The organism is Fructobacillus cardui (genome assembly GCF_963580785.1).
GTDB lineage: Bacteria > Bacillota > Bacilli > Lactobacillales > Lactobacillaceae > Fructobacillus > Fructobacillus cardui.
This window is the reverse complement of the sequence record NZ_CAUZLS010000003.1, coordinates 136,059-152,479: the sequence shown is the minus strand read 5'-3', so window position 1 is coordinate 152,479 and position 16,421 is coordinate 136,059. Positions and strand designations below refer to the sequence as shown.

The following is a 16,421-nucleotide window of genomic DNA, read 5'->3' as shown; positions in this document are numbered from 1 at the left end:
AAGCTATATTAAACCTTTTATTGCAAATAAAGTCACCTATAATAAAATAAATTATCGACCAAGGAGACAAACCCCTGTGAAAAGAGAAGAATTAAAACAATTAAACCGGCAGAAAATCTTAGCTGCTGCCACTGACTTGATGACGCACCAGGGTATTCGGGCTACCAGTATGAAAGGCGTTAGCTCAAAAGCAGATATTTCGATTGTTACTATGTATAAGTATTTTCCGACAAAAGAGGAGCTAACCGAGCAAGTCGTTTTGGACTTTTATAAAACCCGATTTAAGCCGATTATTGAGATGGCAGATGGTTCAGATGCCACTTTTGCCAAGGTTATTAATGCCTTTAAAAAGGAGAAGAAAGAGTGTGAACGACTTTTGGGCGAGAATATTTTTTATGAATTTCAGCGAGTGATTAAGCATTCCAAAATTGTTTACGATTACTTATACAATACCCAAATGTCTTTGATATCGACTTTGATTAAAAAGGGTCGAGCAAGTGGGGAAATCAATACGCCCGCAAGTGATGACGTGATGTTGATGGTCGCTTCGTGGGTCTTTACTTATCTGGGAAAAATGGAAGAAAATTTGAGTAAGCAAAAAATTGAAGGACTCCAATTATTTTTGCAGTATGGGGCGTTAGGCCGGCCAGAGGATCGAAAAAAGCCGTTAGGATAAGATGAAGCGATTCCATAATTTTTATTGAATGGGGATGATTAAAAATCGGAACAGAGTGGGCCCAATTTTTTTTAATGGCTTTGTATTTTTGAATAATTTGCTGAATTGGGTCTTCATCTGTATGAACATGTTTGCTAGTACTATATGTAATCAAGATAATTGTCTGTTTGATTATCATGATTGCCAGAAGTCAACACCATCACCGATGGTGCTGGCTTTTTTTGTGCTGTCATGAAGGTAATGGCTGGATGAAATAAACCTTATAAATGGTGATTTATAGCATTATTTCTTCAAAATTGAAGAAATAAGTATTTAAAAATTGTTTCAACCTATTTGACAAACTATATTATATGACGTATAGTATTAGATGTTAAGGAGTATGATGATGAAAATAAAGATTCCGAATCTGGTTCTTGAGGCGGTTGTTTTACAGACATTGTCCGAAGAAGAACTTTACGGCTACGTAATCACAAAAAAAATACAGGAAGTCATTCCGATTTCTGATTCAACAACCTATCCCATCTTACGACGGCTCGAACAAAAAGGCTTTGTGACCACCCGGTCGGCAATCTTTGATGAACGAACCCGGAAATACTATCAGTTAACGAAAGAGGGAGAGGCACAACTGGCTGACGCGAAAAAAGAGTGGCAGACCTTTGTTGAGCAGGTGAACGGCATTTTGGGAGAGTAACATGAACTATTTAGAAAAATTAGCAGCAGCACTTAAAGGATTACCAACAAAAGAAAAAGACGATATCTTAGAGTATTATCGTGAATACCTTGAGGATGGCGGATTATCCGATGCAGAGGCGGTTGAAAGCCTAGGCACACCGGAAGAGTTAGCAACAAAAATTAAAACTGACTATTATACCGAAAATGGTGAACAAGTGCCGCCCTATGGGTCGCAGCACACAACGGCTTATCGGGTTCTGATTTTAGCTTTGATCATCATCACGTTGCCGTTAACCCTACCATTCTTTGGTGGCATCTTCTTTTCACTCTTTATGCTTATCTTCTTCTTCTCGATTTTGATGTTATTGGCCACGGCCGCGGGAGTCGCCTTCTTTATTTACGGCCTCTTCACGTTGTTCCACACTTTCTGGTCGGGACTGTTCTTTACTGGCTTGGGTATCATCTTTATCGGGCTGATGTTCTTGGTGATTCCGGGTATTATTTTTGTCACGAAAAAGGTGATTCAGGGCATTGTTGCTCTGAGTCGTTGGCTTGTACAACTTTGGGAAAGGATTTAAGATAATGAAAAAATCGTTAAAATTAGGTGTCTTTTTGATGGGCGTTGGGGTAGTGCTGTCCAGTGTTTCCTTTGTCTTAGCCAAGCCTGGAGAAATTGATTTTGCCAGGGTGCTGACGCGTGACTTATCTCACGTCAAAACGGAAACGCACGATATCAGCCCAGAAAAAAGTCAGCTGACAAATGAAAATGTTCAAGGCTTAAAAGTTGATACCAATAATTTTGACATCGTGGTTAAAAGTGGTGACAAGTACGCTGTGGAGGAGACTGACTCTTCTGAGCACGCAGTATTTGAGACCAAGGTTGAAAATCAGCAGTTAGTTGTGGTTAAGAAATCAAGAAAGGCCAATAACTTTCAAGCTGGTGACCAGCGATTAGAAATCACGGTGCCAAAGAATATCAAGCTGCAAACGTTGGACATTCAAACCAAGAATGGCGATATTAAGCTAAAAAATATCAGCACGAACCAAGTTCAATTAACCAATACCAATGGTGACATTGAATTGAAGCAAGTGACCATCGACGGTGGTGGCAATGTTACCAATGAAAATGGTGATATCGAAGTGGAACAAAGCCAGTTGCCAATCGTTGAGGCTGAGACCAAGTCTGGTTCGCTTTCAATGAAGCGGGCCTACCATGTCGGTTACGGCGATGGCGCTAATTTACATTTAATGAATCAGTCCGGCGATGTTAATCTGGACTAAAGGAGAATAACAATGGCAATACTAGAACTAACACACGTACAGAAGTCCTATCCGGACAGCCAAAACAAGCAGGTCTTGCAGGATATTTCACTGACAATTAATGAAGGGGACTATGTCGCTATCATGGGTGAGTCCGGTGCGGGTAAGACCACGCTGTTAAACATTATGGCCACCCTTGATAACCCAACCAATGGATCCATTAAGTTGAACGGGGTGGAGACCACTGATTTATCAGACGGCAAAAAGGCGGTTTTCCGACGAGAAAACCTCGGCTTTATCTTCCAGTCTTTCGATCTTTTGGACATTTTCAACAACCGCGACAATATTTATTTGCCATTGGTTTTGACCAAGGCTCCTAAGTCCCAAATGGACAGTCGCTTGAGCGAATTGGCTCCACGACTGGGGATCCAAGACCTCTTGGACAAGTATCCCAGTCAGATTTCTGGTGGACAACGGCAACGAGTGACTGCTGCTCGCGCTTTGATTACGCGCCCAGCACTGATTTTGGCCGATGAACCAACCGGGGCATTGGATTCTAAGACTGCTCAAGAAATGCTATCAATTTTCCAGGACGTGAACGCAGCGGGGCAGACCATCGTCATGGTCACTCATTCATCATTGTCCGCCTCCTATGCTAAGAAGACCCTCTTTATCAAGGATGGTCGAATTCAAACTGCCTTAGACCGGGGTGAGATGACGCAGGAGGAATACCTGTCAGCCATCTCCAACCAGCTAACGGAGTTGACGAAAGTAGGTGAATAAGATGTTGAGTCTTCGCTTTGCACTACAAACACTCAAAAAGGATTTTCGTCACTACGCCCTCTTTATTTTTGCTAATGCGTTCTTGTTGATGGTTAACGCGATGTTCTTCGCCATTCGCAATAACCATAGCATCGCTACTTCCGAATATGGCAAGATTATCAAGGCTGTGATGGTCTTAGGCTTAGTCTTGTCACTGTTGGTTGGGGCAGTCTTTATTTTCTACGCCAATTCCTTTGTCTCAGGTCGGCGGCAACGTCAAATCGGGACGCTCTCGATGTTGGGAATGTCGCGCTTTCAGGGCTTCATGGTGGTGGTCTGGCAGTCACTTGGCCTGTGGTTCATCACGACGGTCATCGGACTGGCAGCTTCATTTGGCGCCCTGTTCATTGCCTTCCCCGTGTTAAATCAGTTAGCAGGTGGTCAGCATTACCGGGTTTCCTTTGACTGGAACACGGTGGTCACTGTTGGGCTGATTTACGCAGCGTTGTTTTTCCTGATGACCCTAATTGAAGGGTTTAAAATCGGCCGGACAAGCTTGATTAATTTGACCAAGTCCGATCAAAGGGTTGCCAAAGAACCAAAAGCGAAAGCCTTCCTAGGTATCACAGGCTTCGTCATCTTAATCGCTGGTTACTGGCTGGCATTGACAACGAAGCCAAGTTTGAACGCCCTGTTCTCCTTTATCTGGGCGGTCGGCCTGGTGATTGTCGGCACTTATCTGGTGATGATTGTCGGCATTGGTTGGCTCTTAAAGCGCTTGCGCAAGAACCAAAAGTACTACTATCAGGACAAGCATTTTGTTCCTGTCTCGGGACTCTTATTCCGAGTGAAGAACAATGGGGCCGGCTTGGCCACCGTTGCCTTGCTATTCACGACCATCGTTGTGGCCTTGACGGCAGCGATTTCGATGCAGCAAGTAACCAGCAAGTTTGGCCAGTACCTGCCTTACGATACAACGATTACGAGTACCCAGGCGTTGTCACAGGACCAGTTAAATCAGGTTCAACAGAGCGCCCAACAGCACAACTTAACTTTGAGCGCTAGTCACGAACTGGAAGCAACGAGCGCCACTTTGGTGAACGTGAGTGGCCAGGGAAAGTTGAGTCGCTTTACTGGTACAGGTGACATCATGTCGACGCCAGCTTTCCGGGCCATGACGACAGCAAGTTTGCAAAAGTGGCAAGGAAAATCCGTTTCATTGGCCAGTGATGAGGTTGGTATTTATGCCGCCCGCCAGAAAAAGGTGCCAACACAACTACAAATTGGTGGTAAGGCCTATAAGGTGAAGACTATCGGTCAACTTACCTCACCTGATTCAACTGCACCATCCGGTCCAAGCTATTATTACTTGGTCGTGAACCAGCAAAGCCAGTTAGATGCCTTCTTGAAGGATATCCAAGTACCGGCGACCGCTGATGAACAAGTAGGGGCCTCTGCGATGCCAGATGCGGTTAACTATATTTATGCCTACGATGTTAAAGGGACTAAAAACAACGAAATTTCCTTTAGCAAAGACTTGACTAAGATTTTCCAACAGACGGGTGGCCAGGTCATGGACCGAGCCGACGCTGTGCAAAGCATCGAAACTGTCTTTGGTAGTTTGGTCTTCGTTGGAGTCTTAACGGCTGTTGTGTTAACCTTTACCACGGTCTTGATTGTTTACTACAAGCAAGTCGCCGAAGGAATGGTTGACCGGCAAAACTTTAAGAAGATGCAACGAATTGGCCTGAGCTTGGCGGAAACCAAGCAAATGATTAACCGCCAAATCCGCTTGCTCTTCGGTTTGCCACTCTTGTTACTGGTGTTGAACGCCTTCTTTGCCTTCCCAATCTTGAAGACGGTCTTCAAGACTTTGGGCCTCTTTGATCCAACAATTTTTATTTCAGTGATGGTCACGGTCACAGTGATTGTGATTCTGATTTACCTGGTGATTTACTGGCTAACATCCAAGCGTTACCAACAAATTGTTAACCAATAAAAGAATGGTCTGGACTCTGGAAAATCAGCTTCTATGACTTCAAAATAAAGACGAACCCTGCTGCAATGGCGGTCTGGTTCGTCTTTTTCTGTGCACAAAAAATAGACAGCCACTTTGGTGACTGTCTATTGGCTTTGGCTTACAGAGTTCTGTGACCGCGTTGACGTGGATATGACCACGTTAGCGACTGTCTATTTACTGTGGCTTACAAGATTCTATGATTGCATTAACGCAGACGTTGCTACGTCGGTGGCTGTCGTTTTGCCCTAGTTTACAAAGCCAAAGTATTGAAAATATCCATCATCAAGCGCGTTTCTTCGATGTTGTGGACACGAATCAACCGACCACCGTTCATGACCATGTTGTATTCGACCAACAAAGATGAGATGAGGCGGTCATCAATCTCGCGGTCGAAGAGCGTGCCCATAAAGCTCTTGTTGGAAACGCCGACCAAGATTGGCAGACGGCAGTCAGCCATGGCCCGAATAGCCTTAATCTTAGTAACGTCTTCGGCAGCAATTTCTTCCTTGGTGATACCTTCGTAACGGGAAGTAAAGCCGACTCCTGGATCCAAGATGATGTTTTCGTCCTTCAAGCCACGAGCTTTCAGTTTGCTGACCTGGTCATCGAGGTAGTCAAGCAAGGATTGGTGGACATTGTCGGTTGGCTTGTTACGGTTGTTGTAGGTTGTGATTACAGGTGCCTGGTAGCGTTCAACCAAGTCGAGCATTTCTGGCGTGTCAAAGCCGGAGATACTATTAATCACTTGAACACCGTGGTCCAAGGCTCGTTCGATAGTAATCGGGTTGTTGGAGTCAACTGACAGGATAATGTCGGGGAAAGCCTTTCTGATTTCCTTCAAGTAGGGTTCCATTCGGCTGAATTCCTCATCGGCACTCATGTCATCGGCCTTGGGGTTGGTGGACTTACCACCGATGTCAAAGAAGGAAATGCCCATGGCAATTTGCTCTTCGATACGACCGAGGTATTCCTTTAAGTTGTGGTCCTTGCCATCGTAAAAGGATTCGGGTGACAAGTTCATGATGGAGTGAATCATGGGCTTATCGGTAATATCAAAGGACCGGTTACCGGCCGCGAAAAAGATTTGGCTGTCTTTGTAGATAGCCTCGAGTTCGTCCGTGGCGATGATTGCGTTTTGCTTGAAGTCGGCGATCACTGTTTCCAGGTCGCGGTGGGTGATTTGGAGTAGGTCCTGATTTTCCTGAGTGGTAAAGCGTTGGTTGTGCTGGGCAAAATAGTTGGCCAGGCCGCTTTTTTGGTCCGCGGTTAAATCAGTGAAGGCAATCGTCATCTGACTGCCGGCAATTAATGGGTTGAAAGTTGCTTGATCAATGTGCTTGATGGACATTGCTAGTCTCCTCGTTCTTTCGGTCATTAAGGGGCACTTTTAAGGTATAATGGTAATTAATTCGTTAAAACCCTATCAATTAATAATATCATCATTTTTATGATAAGAAATAGGGTTTTCTGTTTACATTATGAGGTCGTGTCATGTTGACAATTAAGTTAAATAATATGAAGTTTCATTCCTATATCGGAGTTTACGCCGAGGAAAAGAAAATCGGGCAAAACATCGAAATTGATTTGGCCTGTCAAATGCAGTCGGACCAGTCGCGTTACACGGATAACCTGACGGATACGGTCAGCTATGGGGCTATCTATCGGATCATCGAAAAGACCGTTGCCGACAGTAAGGTTGACCTCGTTGAACGCTTGGGCCAACAAATCTTTGATGATATTCGGGCCGTCTACGATGCCGAAATCGAGGCCATGTCGCTGAATATTCGCAAATTAGCCGTGCCGGTCAATGGCATTTTCGATAGTGTGGAAATTACATTGACGGATACTGGCAAGCGGGGTGTCGACCAATGATCACTTATTTAAGTATTGGTAGTAACCTGAACGACCGGTTGGCAGCCATCAATGCTGCTTTGCAGGCGTTGGCTGGCGATGACCAAATCACGGTGGACCAGGTGTCACGAATTTACGAGACGAGTCCAGTTGGTGGTGTCAAGCAAGATGACTTTTACAATATCGCCGCCAAGGTGGAAACAACCTATTCGGCCCACGACCTCTTAGATAAGATTCATCAAATTGAGGCCGATTTGCACCGTGTTCGTGAGATTCACTGGGGTCCGCGAACCATTGACTTAGACATTCTTTTCTACGGGGATGACCAAATCGATGATGAGGTGCTGCAGGTCCCACATCCGGAACTTTACCGGCGGAAGTTTGTCTTAGTGCCGCTGTTAGACCTCTTTGATGTTGACGAGCCCGCTTACCAAAAGTTTCAGGAAGCCAGTCAGGCTTTACCGGCCGACCAGGCGGTCCGAGTTGTTGCTGAAAAATTAGAATATTAATTAATGGAAAAGACCATGGATAGTAAAAATCAAAAAATTATTGAAGATGCAGTGCGGACCATTTTGACGGCGGTCGGCGAAGATGTGAACCGAGAGGGCTTGTTGGAAACGCCAGAGCGGGTAGCTAAGATGTATGCCGAAGTCTTTGGCGCGGTCAATACTGATTTCACCAACTTTACCGTCTTTGACTCAACAGAAGACGATGTTGACCAGGAAGTCATCACGGTCAAGAAGATTCCTTTCTACTCAATGTGTGAGCACCACCTCTTGCCATTCTTTGGCGAGGTTTCGTTGGCCTATATCCCGAATGACGGGAAGATTGTCGGCTTGAGTAAAGTGCCCCGGTTGATTGGCCACGTTGCTAAGAAGCCCAATGTTCAGGAACGCTTAACCTCTGAGGTTGCCCAGAAGTTAGACGAGCTAATCCACCCTAAGGGGATTGCCATCGTTGTCCGTGCCCGTCACATGTGCATGGAAATGCGTGGGGTGCGCAGTGTCGGCAACATCACGGAAACGACCTACTATATGGGTGAGTTCAAGGGTGATTTGGCCAAGCAAAGTCTCTTTTTGCAACAGGCATAAGTGTCGCTGAAAAAAACAGAATTGGGCTGTCGGCTGCGGTTGCAATCCAGCTAGATAAGTTGATGACTGGTGCTGATTCGGTTGACCAACAGCGTGAGCAGTTTGTAGTTCGTCCAGTCAGTTGAGCAGCAGCGCAAGCAGTTTGTAGGTCGTCCAGTCAGTTGAGTAGCAGCGCAAGCGGTTTGCAGTTCGTCTAGCCAGTGAAAACACAGGAGGTCACGGTGAAAAGCATAGATAAAGACCAAACTTATCAACAGGCGTTGGCCATCCTGGAGAGCATTCCGGCCGGGATGAAGTACAAGGAAGAAATTGACCGAGTGGCTTTCTTGCGCCAAATTATTGGTTGGTTAGGCTTTGACCGCCTTTCAAGCAAGGTTATGCGCTTGGCCGGCACGAACGGTAAGGGTTCGACCGGAAAGATGGTGACAAACTTCTTGGTGGCCAGTGGGCTGACCGTTGCCGGTTTTAACAGTCCGCACCTGTTTGAAATTCGAGAAGAGATTACCTGGAATGGGGATGCAATTGCGGAGGCTGATTTTGCCCAAGCCTTCTTTGATTTGTTGGCCGTCTTGGACAATCACGGAGTGAACTTGCTGACTGAAATTTCTAGTTTTGAGGCGTCCTTCTTAACGGCCATGGCCTTTTACATTCGCCAGAACCCAGACTACCTGGTCTTGGAGGCCGGCCTTGGCGGCGAGTTGGATGCAACCAATGCGATTCCTCGCTCAGACTACACGATTTTGACTCGGATTGGCATGGACCATATGCGGATTTTGGGCGATAATTTAACCACCATCGCCCAAACCAAGGTGCGGATGGTCCGCGAGGGTGAAACCATTATTTCCTATGCGTCACAACGGCCGGAGGTCGATGAGGTAGTGACAGAAATTGCCCAAGAGCGGGGCAATCGGGTCTTTTCAGCCACCATGGTCGAACTTAACCAGGTGGCAGAAAGCGGCACAAAGCGAACGGTCGCCGTCACGGTTGGTGGTCAGGAAATTAAGGACATCCACCTGGGCTTACAGGGGTCTTACCAATTGGGTAACTTACAGACGGCTATTGCCACCTGGCAGGTCCTGTCCCAAATCGATGGTGTCAGTCAAATCCCATTGGCCGCCTTAAAATCAGGGATTGCCACGGCCCACATGCCCGGACGCTTTGAATATTTGCAAGAAGAACCCCGGCCGGTGATTGTCGATGGGGCTCATAACGTTGATGGGATTAACGCCCTGATTGAAACCGTGCAGGGCTCGTTTGCTAACCGGCGCAAGGTCCTGATTGTCGGTTTTTTGGCGGATAAGGATACGCTAACTTGCGTTCAAGACCTGTGTGCCTTGAACGATACGACTTTCATCGTGACCACGCCGGATAACCAAGACCGACAGTTAGCCGCTGAGGACCTGTACCAAGAATTTTTGAAGTTTACCGATGCAAAGCGGGTGTTGACGATTGTCAATCCGGCTCATGCAACCCAATATGCGCTGGAACACTTTGACCAGGAGAACGATGTTATCTTGGCGACGGGTTCCTTTTACCTCGTTAAAGAGGTTATTAAGGCCGTTCACAACCAATAAATTAGTCAAAAAACCAGCAATTGCTGGTTTTTTTGTATTTGAAAGGCCGGCGGCTAAGCTGATTTTCTATAAATTTTGGGCATAAAAAAAGCCCCCAAGCGGGGACTTTCAAGATCAAATTACATAAACATCACGGCGAAGACAATCAAACCAATGATGATTCGGTACCAACCAAAGGCCTTGAAATCGTGTGTTTGCACGAACTTCAACAACCACTTGATGGCAACGACGGCAACGATGAAAGAAACGAAAGTTCCAGTTGCTAAAACGGCCCATTGTTCGCCCGTGAAGGTGTTGCCCTTCAAGAGGTAAGAACCAACCTTGAGGATGGTAACCCCAACCATAGTTGGGATAGCCAGGAAGAAACTAAATTCAGTGGCCACGTAACGGCTGGCACCCAAGATGATGGCACCCAAGATGGTTGCCCCTGAACGACTTGTACCAGGCACGATTGACAAAGCCTGGAACAAACCAATAAAGAAGGCTGTGCTGTAACCAATGTTTGCTAAGCTGCTAATCTTAGGGGCCTTGTTCTTGTAGATGTTTTCAATCACGATGAACAAGATACCATAGACAATCAGAGCAGTCGCCACCACGGCTGGCTTGTGCAAGTGCTCATCCATGAAATCATTCAATGGCAAGCCAATAATGATTGATGGAAGGCAGGCGATAATGACCTTGAACCAGAGGACCCAAGTGTCTTGGCGCTCTCGCACTGTCTTCTTGGCGCTAAATGGGTTCAGCTTGCTGAAGTACAAAATCACAACAGCCATGATGGCGCCGAATTGAATTACATATTCAAACATGTTTTCAAAATCTTTACCTTGGCTGATTTGGACGAATTGGCTCACCAAATCAATGTGGCCAGTCGAACTGACTGGCAAGAACTCTGTTAATCCTTCGACAATACCAATAATAATGGCTTTAAAAATGTCAAGCATAATCTCTCCTAGTATTTCTGGAATGCAAAACGCAACCGAATACCCATAGGCATTCGGTTACGGTTTGTAATAATAAACAAGAGCCGCCCGTTTCTTGAAAAAGAAGGGCCAGGCGACATCTGGCGGTGCTTTAGCCTTAGATAGGTTAGAATTCATCGTCAAAATCAGTTTACCACAAAGCCTCTTACTGAAACCTGAGTTTTGGATAAATTTAAACAGTTTTTATCAAATCAGCAGATTAACAATCTCGGAGTGTAGAATCGGTTTGAATTAACGGCAAGAGCAGGGGATTGGTACACGTTTTTGGCAAGAGAAAGGACCCTATATAAATAGAAGGAAGCTGATTTAAACGAACAAAAAAAGTGCCCGTGTGAATCCGGACACTTTGATTAACTAAACACAGTGAATTAAATTGTTGCCATTTCTTGGTTGCGGAAGCGTAAGTAGCAGTAGCCACCGAAGACGATAACCCAAATGATAGCCCCGGTAGCGGGGATAACGTCGTTTGGATTAGCGAAAAGTGACAAGAAGACGAGGACAAAGGCCCCGATGGTGATTGGACTCGTGTAACGATACCAAGGCATCTTGAAGCCATCCGGCATGAATTCCGGTGAAACGCGGAAGCGTCGGTGAGCAACCATCGTCATCAAGTAAACCACCAAGTAAAGGTCACTGGCACCACCAGTAACGAACTGGAAGGCATCGTTGATGGATGGGATGGAAGCAATCACAGGTGCGAAGAGCAAAAGTGCACCGGAGAAGAGAATGGCAGGTGCTGGAATACCAGCCTTAGCAATCTTAGCCAATGGCTTCCAATCTAGTTCGCGAGAAAGCTGGTAGAGGTGTCGACCACTTGAGAAGAGAACACTGTTCAAAGCTGAGGAAGCAGAAGTCAAAACCACGAAGTTAATCACGGCTGCGGCTGCTGGCAAACCAGCCAACTTGAAGACTTGAACGAATGGACTGTTACCGGCAGTGATGCTCGTCCATGGCATGATGGACATGATGATGATCAAGGCACCGATGTAGAACAACAAGACCCGGTAAACCGTTTCATTAATGGCCTTCTTCAAAACCTTACGAGGGTTCTTGGTTTCACCAATGGTGATGCCAACGAATTCCATCCCGGCCATCGCGAAGAAGACCATTGGGATGGAGCCAAGGAAGGCTTGGAAACCATTAGGGAAGAGGCTAAAGTTATGGAAAATGTTCAAAAAGCTAGCCTCGGCCCCACCAGGACTCTTAAAACCGGTCATGACCATGAAGATTCCGGTTACAATCAAGGAAATGATGGCGATGATTTTGATCATCGCGAACCAGAATTCCGTTTCACCGAAGGCCCTGGCTGCTAAGATGTTTAGCAAAACCAAGACGGCGAGGAAAGAGATTTCAATTGCAGCCGTGTTCCAGGTTGGAAACCAGAACTTGACGTAGGTTGCAATGGCCGTCAATTCAGACATGCCGGCGAAAATTAGTGCCAGCCAATAAGTCAAACCGGCAAAGACTCCGGGACCCTTGCCCAAATACTTAGAAATAAAACCAACGAAGGTGTGTTGGTCGGGTTGTGAGTAAAGCATTTCACCGATGGCGCGCATCATGAAGAAAAAGAGCGTACCTAATACGGCGTAGAGAAGTAAAATCGTGGGGCCTGATTTTGAAATCGTTGAGCCCGCACCTAAGAAAAGTCCGGTTCCAATGGTACCACCGATGGCAATCATTTGCACGTGACGGTTGCTCAAGGAGCGCTTGGTTCCGTCTTGGTTCACCTCGGTCTCCTGAATAGGTTGTTCCATAAGCATCCTCCTTCTACTTTGAATCTTAGATTCAAACGAACAATTATCATCAATTCCTAATATAAGTCTGTGTTTCGTTGCGATTTCGTCTATAATAGAATGAAAAAATTATGCGAAAAGAATTTTTGTTAGGAAATATAACATTTGCTCTGGGGTTAGATAGGAGGAAGCGTTATGAAAAAGGTGAAAATTTGGCGTTTTGGGGATTTTTATGAAAAGGAAAATGATTCTAAAAAAATTTCGTCAAAAAAATAAAACAATGGGGAATTTTATCTTGTTAAAAAAATAACTTGACGTTTTTTGACGAAATAGTTTGAGTTCAGATGAGCTAATCAAATCTTTGCGGACGAAAATTTTAAACCTTAAATCCATCAGAAAATTGCCAAAAAATAAAAAATGACCACGAAGGTCATTTAACGGCAGCGGCTTGGTCAGCATTACTCAGTTGTTGAATGATTTGGCTGATTTGATCGATGGCTTGGGCTAAATCGTCTTGATCTACAATCAATGGTGGCAAAAGACGCAACGTGTTGCCACGGGCAGAGAGGGTTAAGATGCCTTCCTTTTGGAGGGCCTGAATGACCTGGCCAACGGGCAGGGAATCAGCCAAATGGATACCAACCATTAAGCCGGCACCACTGATACCAGTGACGACTTCTAGCGGGCTGAGCTTTTGTTCCAGTTGGTCAAAGAGCCAGTCACCCTTGGCTTGGACTGTGGCTAAGAATTCTGGGTTCAGCTGCTTCAGGACTTCTTTCGCGGCGGACATTACGACCTTGTTGCCACCAAAGGTCGTGCCGTGGTCGCCGGGTTGGAAGTGCTTGGCAACACTTTCCTTGGCGAGGAGGGCCCCAACCGGCAGACCATTAGCCAATCCTTTGGCAACTGTAATCATGTCTGGTTCCAAACCGTAGTGTTCAAAGGCAAAACGGTGCCCAGTCCGACCCATGCCGCTTTGGACTTCGTCAATAATCAATAGGGTACCGGTTGCATGACACTTGTCTTGCACTTGATGGAGCCAGTCTGCCTGCCCAACATTAATCCCACCTTCACCTTGAATGACTTCGAGAATCACGGCAGCGGTGTCTTCGGTAATGGCATTTAGGGCAGCTGGATCGTTAAAGGGTACCATCTTGACTGCTGGCATTAACGGCGCAAATCCTTCTTGGATGTGGGGATAACCGGTCACAGACAGCGACCCGGTGGTGCGGCCATGGAAACCATAGTCAAAGGCAACGAGTTCGTGCTTGCCAGTCGCCTTGTGGGCTAATTTAATCGCAGCCTCGTTGGCCTCGGTCCCAGAGTTACAGAAGAAGGCCTGGTAACTGGCTGGGCAAAGGTCTTCTGCGACTTCTTCTGCTAACTGGTTTTGGTATAAGTTGGTAATATGCCAGACCTTTTCCACTTGCTTAGCCACGGCCTGCTTAATTTGCTGGTTGCTGTAGCCAAAGTTGCAGACACCGATACCGGCAGTCAGGTCGAGGTATTCCTTACCTTGGTCGTCGATGAGATAAGCATCGTGTCCATCTACGATATCAAAAGGGAATTGGTCGTAAGTATGCATAGTCGTTGTCATGGTAAAGCCTCCTGTTGGTTCTACTGGTCTGTTTTAGGATGGAAAAATCAGGGACTTGTTCGTCGTTTTCTACCGCTAGGTGGTCAAGAAGGCGCACTTAAAAAAGCTTGGGCTTGCAGTCCCCAAAAAAGCGAGATAAAATTGTCGATTTTTTGTCCGTATCATAGTTCTAACTTTGTTCCTTGGCCAAGGTGATTGGTGATGGTGATTTTGTGGACACCATGGTGCAGGGCGGAAAATGCGGCCTGGAGCTTGGGCACCATGCCAGCGGTAATCAACTCCTGGTCAATCAGTTGGGTGGCTTTGAGCGGGTTAAGGGCCGTGACGACCTCTTCATTGACGAGGACCCCGGGGACATCGGTTAAGAGGATCAATTGGTCGGCTGATGCCATGGTAGCCAGTGCCTGAGCTGCTGAGTCGGCATTCACATTCAGTGGACCATTTGGGCCAATAGCGAGTGAGTTGACCAATAAGACGGGGTTTTGCCCGTTGCCAGCTTGGCTGACCTCTGCCAACACCGCTTCATCGATGCCCGTGACCTCACCGACCTCGCCATACGCATCCTGATCAAGGTAGTCGGCGGTGAAGAGGGGACCGGCTTCCTGGTTCACGGCCAGGGCCGAAATGCCCGCCTGGGCCAGCTGATTTTGAAAATGAGGCTGGATAACGTTGGTCAGGAGGTGGCTGGTTAAGGCCAGAACACTTGGCGGCGTGACGCGAATCCCGTCAATCTTTTCTGTTGGCAAGTCAAAGAAGGCGCAGGTGGAAGAAATTAATTGCCCGCCACCGTGCAGGATGACCACTTGCTGGCCCTCCTTGGTCCATTCCTTGACTTGGTGAAAGAAATCGTCTTTTAGTTGGCTGATGGCATTGCCACCGATTTTAATGACAATCATGGTCTTAACCCTCGTAAGCAGCGTTAATCTCAACATACTTGTAGGTCAAGTCGCAGCCCCAGGCTTGGCCGGTTGCTTCGCCAACGTGCAAGTCAATGGTCAAATCGATTTTATCTTGGGCAAGAATGGCCGCTACTTGTTCTTGGTCAGCTAAGACTTTTTGGCTGTCCTTGACAAGGGGCACATCGGCCAAGAAAATATCGAGGTGGTTGGGGCTGATTTGCGCTTGGGTTTGGCCAATGGCCTGGACGATTCGACCCCAATTGTTTTCTTCGCCAAAGAGCATGGCCTTGATCAGGTTGGAACCGACGATAGCCCGGGCAACCTGGTTGGCTTCAACTACTGAAGCAGCGTTGACAACGGTTGCTTGGACAAATTTGTTGGATCCTTCGCCATCCTGGGCAACCATCTTGGCCAAGGCAACCAGAGCTGCCTTTAGTCCGGCTTTAAAATCAGCCAAGTTGTCGGCCTGGGCCGCACTTTGGTCAAGCAGTGCGTTTTCCGCTTGGCTATTAGCGAGGACAAGGACCATGTCGTTGGTGGACATGCAGCCATCGACCGTGATTTGGTTGAAGGAAGATTGAATCAAATCAGACAGAAGGCCTTGGAGGGCTTCACCCGTGATGTTGGCATCCGTGGTAACAAAGCCTAAGGTAGTACCCATGTTTGGGTGAATCATGCCAGAACCCTTGGCAATTCCTGTAATGGTCACGGGTTGGCCAGCAATCATGACGGAAACCGTTGTTTTCTTTTCACAGGAATCGGTTGTCAAAATGGCGTGGGCAATGTCTGATTCGGGGGCCAAACCTAATTGGTCCAGGCCGTTTTCAATTTTGTTCATTTCCAGTTGTTTACCAATGACACCGGTAGAGGCAACGGCCACGAGGTCGGGGTCGATAGCTAATTTATTAGCAGCCAATTGGTGGGTTTCATCTGCGTGGTCCAGGCCTTCCTGTCCAGTGAAGGAGTTCGCATTACCAGAGTTAATCACGATGGCTTGGAGTTCGTGGTTTTGGTTAATCAGGTTTTTGGTGAACTGCACCGGAGCCGCTTGGAATTGGTTTTTGGTATAAACGCCAGCGGCTACGGCTGGAACGTCTGAAACAATCCAGGCCATGTCGAGTTGCTGGTCTTCTTTAAAGCCCGCATGGGCCGTGCCCGTTTGGAAACCTTTGGGCCAGGTAAAGTCAATTTCTTGCATAAGAAGTTCTCCTTTTCTTCTATATAAAAAGGGGGGGTGTTTGTGTTGGTTTTGGTCTAGGTGCTGGCAAGATTGGTGGGATGATGAAAGGGTCTAAGTGACCTCTTT

Annotated in this window: 16 protein-coding genes; 10 read left to right on the top strand and 6 right to left on the bottom strand. The window is 46.7% G+C overall.

Going from position 1 to position 16,421, the window contains the following annotated elements:
* Positions 1-76 precede the first annotated feature (76 nt).
* The 6 genes from AABI20_RS04035 to AABI20_RS04010 all read left to right on the top strand — a co-directional run bounded on the left by AABI20_RS04035 (position 77) and on the right by AABI20_RS04010 (position 5,369).
* Positions 77-676, top strand: a complete 600-nt coding sequence (locus tag AABI20_RS04035; protein WP_053068992.1) for a TetR/AcrR family transcriptional regulator — start codon at positions 77-79, stop codon at positions 674-676.
* 385 nt (positions 677-1,061) lie between these two features.
* On the top strand, positions 1,062-1,367 hold the full coding sequence (locus tag AABI20_RS04030; protein ID WP_047975645.1) for a PadR family transcriptional regulator: 306 nt from the start codon (positions 1,062-1,064) through the stop codon (positions 1,365-1,367).
* 1 nt (position 1,368) lies between these two features.
* Positions 1,369-1,926: a DUF1700 domain-containing protein gene (locus tag AABI20_RS04025; RefSeq protein ID WP_047975644.1), complete on the top strand. Its 558-nt coding sequence runs from the start codon at positions 1,369-1,371 to the stop codon at positions 1,924-1,926.
* A gap of 4 nt (positions 1,927-1,930) precedes the next feature.
* Positions 1,931-2,629, top strand: a complete 699-nt coding sequence (locus AABI20_RS04020; RefSeq protein ID WP_047975643.1) for a DUF4097 family beta strand repeat-containing protein — start codon at positions 1,931-1,933, stop codon at positions 2,627-2,629.
* A gap of 12 nt (positions 2,630-2,641) precedes the next feature.
* Entirely contained in the window at positions 2,642-3,391 is a 750-nt protein-coding gene (locus AABI20_RS04015; protein ID WP_047975642.1) for an ABC transporter ATP-binding protein, read from the top strand.
* 1 nt (position 3,392) lies between these two features.
* Positions 3,393-5,369: an FtsX-like permease family protein gene (locus tag AABI20_RS04010; RefSeq protein WP_338346845.1), complete on the top strand. Its 1,977-nt coding sequence runs from the start codon at positions 3,393-3,395 to the stop codon at positions 5,367-5,369.
* A gap of 271 nt (positions 5,370-5,640) precedes the next feature.
* Here AABI20_RS04010 and folP read toward each other — a convergent pair whose 3' ends face one another.
* Positions 5,641-6,738 (bottom strand): dihydropteroate synthase, encoded by a 1,098-nt coding sequence (gene folP, locus AABI20_RS04005; protein WP_288846893.1) that lies wholly within the window; start codon positions 6,736-6,738, stop codon positions 5,641-5,643.
* A gap of 143 nt (positions 6,739-6,881) precedes the next feature.
* On the opposite strand from folP, the gene folB reads away from it, so the two are divergent.
* The 4 genes from folB to AABI20_RS03985 all read left to right on the top strand — a co-directional run bounded on the left by folB (position 6,882) and on the right by AABI20_RS03985 (position 9,906).
* Positions 6,882-7,262, top strand: coding sequence for a dihydroneopterin aldolase (gene folB / locus AABI20_RS04000; protein ID WP_338346844.1), 381 nt, complete (start codon positions 6,882-6,884; stop codon positions 7,260-7,262).
* Positions 7,259-7,750 (top strand): 2-amino-4-hydroxy-6-hydroxymethyldihydropteridine diphosphokinase, encoded by a 492-nt coding sequence (gene folK / locus AABI20_RS03995; RefSeq protein ID WP_288846896.1) that lies wholly within the window; start codon positions 7,259-7,261, stop codon positions 7,748-7,750. The genes folB and folK overlap by 4 nt, the downstream gene beginning before the upstream one ends.
* Positions 7,751-7,765: 15 nt before the next feature.
* Positions 7,766-8,332, top strand: coding sequence for a GTP cyclohydrolase I FolE (folE, locus tag AABI20_RS03990; protein ID WP_047975639.1), 567 nt, complete (start codon positions 7,766-7,768; stop codon positions 8,330-8,332).
* Between the two features lie 221 nt (positions 8,333-8,553).
* Positions 8,554-9,906 carry a bifunctional folylpolyglutamate synthase/dihydrofolate synthase gene (locus AABI20_RS03985; protein WP_338346842.1) on the top strand — a complete coding sequence of 451 codons (1,353 nt, stop codon included), beginning with the start codon at positions 8,554-8,556 and terminating at the stop codon, positions 9,904-9,906.
* A 119-nt stretch (positions 9,907-10,025) separates the two neighbouring features.
* On the opposite strand, the gene AABI20_RS03980 is transcribed toward AABI20_RS03985, so the two are convergent.
* The 5 genes from AABI20_RS03980 to argJ all read right to left on the bottom strand — a co-directional run bounded on the left by AABI20_RS03980 (position 10,026) and on the right by argJ (position 16,313).
* Entirely contained in the window at positions 10,026-10,847 is an 822-nt protein-coding gene (locus AABI20_RS03980) for an undecaprenyl-diphosphate phosphatase (RefSeq protein WP_288846900.1), read from the bottom strand.
* A gap of 407 nt (positions 10,848-11,254) precedes the next feature.
* The gene (locus tag AABI20_RS03975) at positions 11,255-12,640 is read right to left on the bottom strand and encodes an amino acid permease (protein WP_338346004.1); all 1,386 of its coding nucleotides are present in this window, start codon (positions 12,638-12,640) and stop codon (positions 11,255-11,257) included.
* A 409-nt stretch (positions 12,641-13,049) separates the two neighbouring features.
* Complete coding sequence (locus AABI20_RS03970; RefSeq protein WP_338346841.1) at positions 13,050-14,216, bottom strand: acetylornithine transaminase; 1,167 nt, start codon at positions 14,214-14,216, stop codon at positions 13,050-13,052.
* Positions 14,217-14,377: 161 nt separating this feature from the next.
* Positions 14,378-15,112: an acetylglutamate kinase gene (argB, locus tag AABI20_RS03965; RefSeq protein WP_338346839.1), complete on the bottom strand. Its 735-nt coding sequence runs from the start codon at positions 15,110-15,112 to the stop codon at positions 14,378-14,380.
* Between the two features lie 4 nt (positions 15,113-15,116).
* Positions 15,117-16,313, bottom strand: coding sequence for a bifunctional glutamate N-acetyltransferase/amino-acid acetyltransferase ArgJ (gene argJ / locus AABI20_RS03960; RefSeq protein WP_338346837.1), 1,197 nt, complete (start codon positions 16,311-16,313; stop codon positions 15,117-15,119).
* Between the last annotated feature and the right edge of the window lie 108 nt (positions 16,314-16,421).

Coding starts and splice junctions, on each gene's coding strand:
- folE (WP_047975639.1), top strand. CDS start 7,766: ATGGATAGTAAAAATCAAAAAATTATTGAAGATGCAGTGCGGACCATT.
- argB (WP_338346839.1), bottom strand. CDS start 15,112: ATGATTGTCATTAAAATCGGTGGCAATGCCATCAGCCAACTAAAAGAC.
- AABI20_RS03980 (WP_288846900.1), bottom strand. CDS start 10,847: ATGCTTGACATTTTTAAAGCCATTATTATTGGTATTGTCGAAGGATTA.
- AABI20_RS04010 (WP_338346845.1), top strand. CDS start 3,393: ATGTTGAGTCTTCGCTTTGCACTACAAACACTCAAAAAGGATTTTCGT.
- AABI20_RS04030 (WP_047975645.1), top strand. CDS start 1,062: ATGAAAATAAAGATTCCGAATCTGGTTCTTGAGGCGGTTGTTTTACAG.
- AABI20_RS03975 (WP_338346004.1), bottom strand. CDS start 12,640: ATGGAACAACCTATTCAGGAGACCGAGGTGAACCAAGACGGAACCAAG.
- AABI20_RS04020 (WP_047975643.1), top strand. CDS start 1,931: ATGAAAAAATCGTTAAAATTAGGTGTCTTTTTGATGGGCGTTGGGGTA.
- AABI20_RS03970 (WP_338346841.1), bottom strand. CDS start 14,216: ATGACAACGACTATGCATACTTACGACCAATTCCCTTTTGATATCGTA.
- argJ (WP_338346837.1), bottom strand. CDS start 16,313: ATGCAAGAAATTGACTTTACCTGGCCCAAAGGTTTCCAAACGGGCACG.
- AABI20_RS04025 (WP_047975644.1), top strand. CDS start 1,369: ATGAACTATTTAGAAAAATTAGCAGCAGCACTTAAAGGATTACCAACA.
- folP (WP_288846893.1), bottom strand. CDS start 6,738: ATGTCCATCAAGCACATTGATCAAGCAACTTTCAACCCATTAATTGCC.
- folB (WP_338346844.1), top strand. CDS start 6,882: ATGTTGACAATTAAGTTAAATAATATGAAGTTTCATTCCTATATCGGA.
- AABI20_RS04015 (WP_047975642.1), top strand. CDS start 2,642: ATGGCAATACTAGAACTAACACACGTACAGAAGTCCTATCCGGACAGC.
- folK (WP_288846896.1), top strand. CDS start 7,259: ATGATCACTTATTTAAGTATTGGTAGTAACCTGAACGACCGGTTGGCA.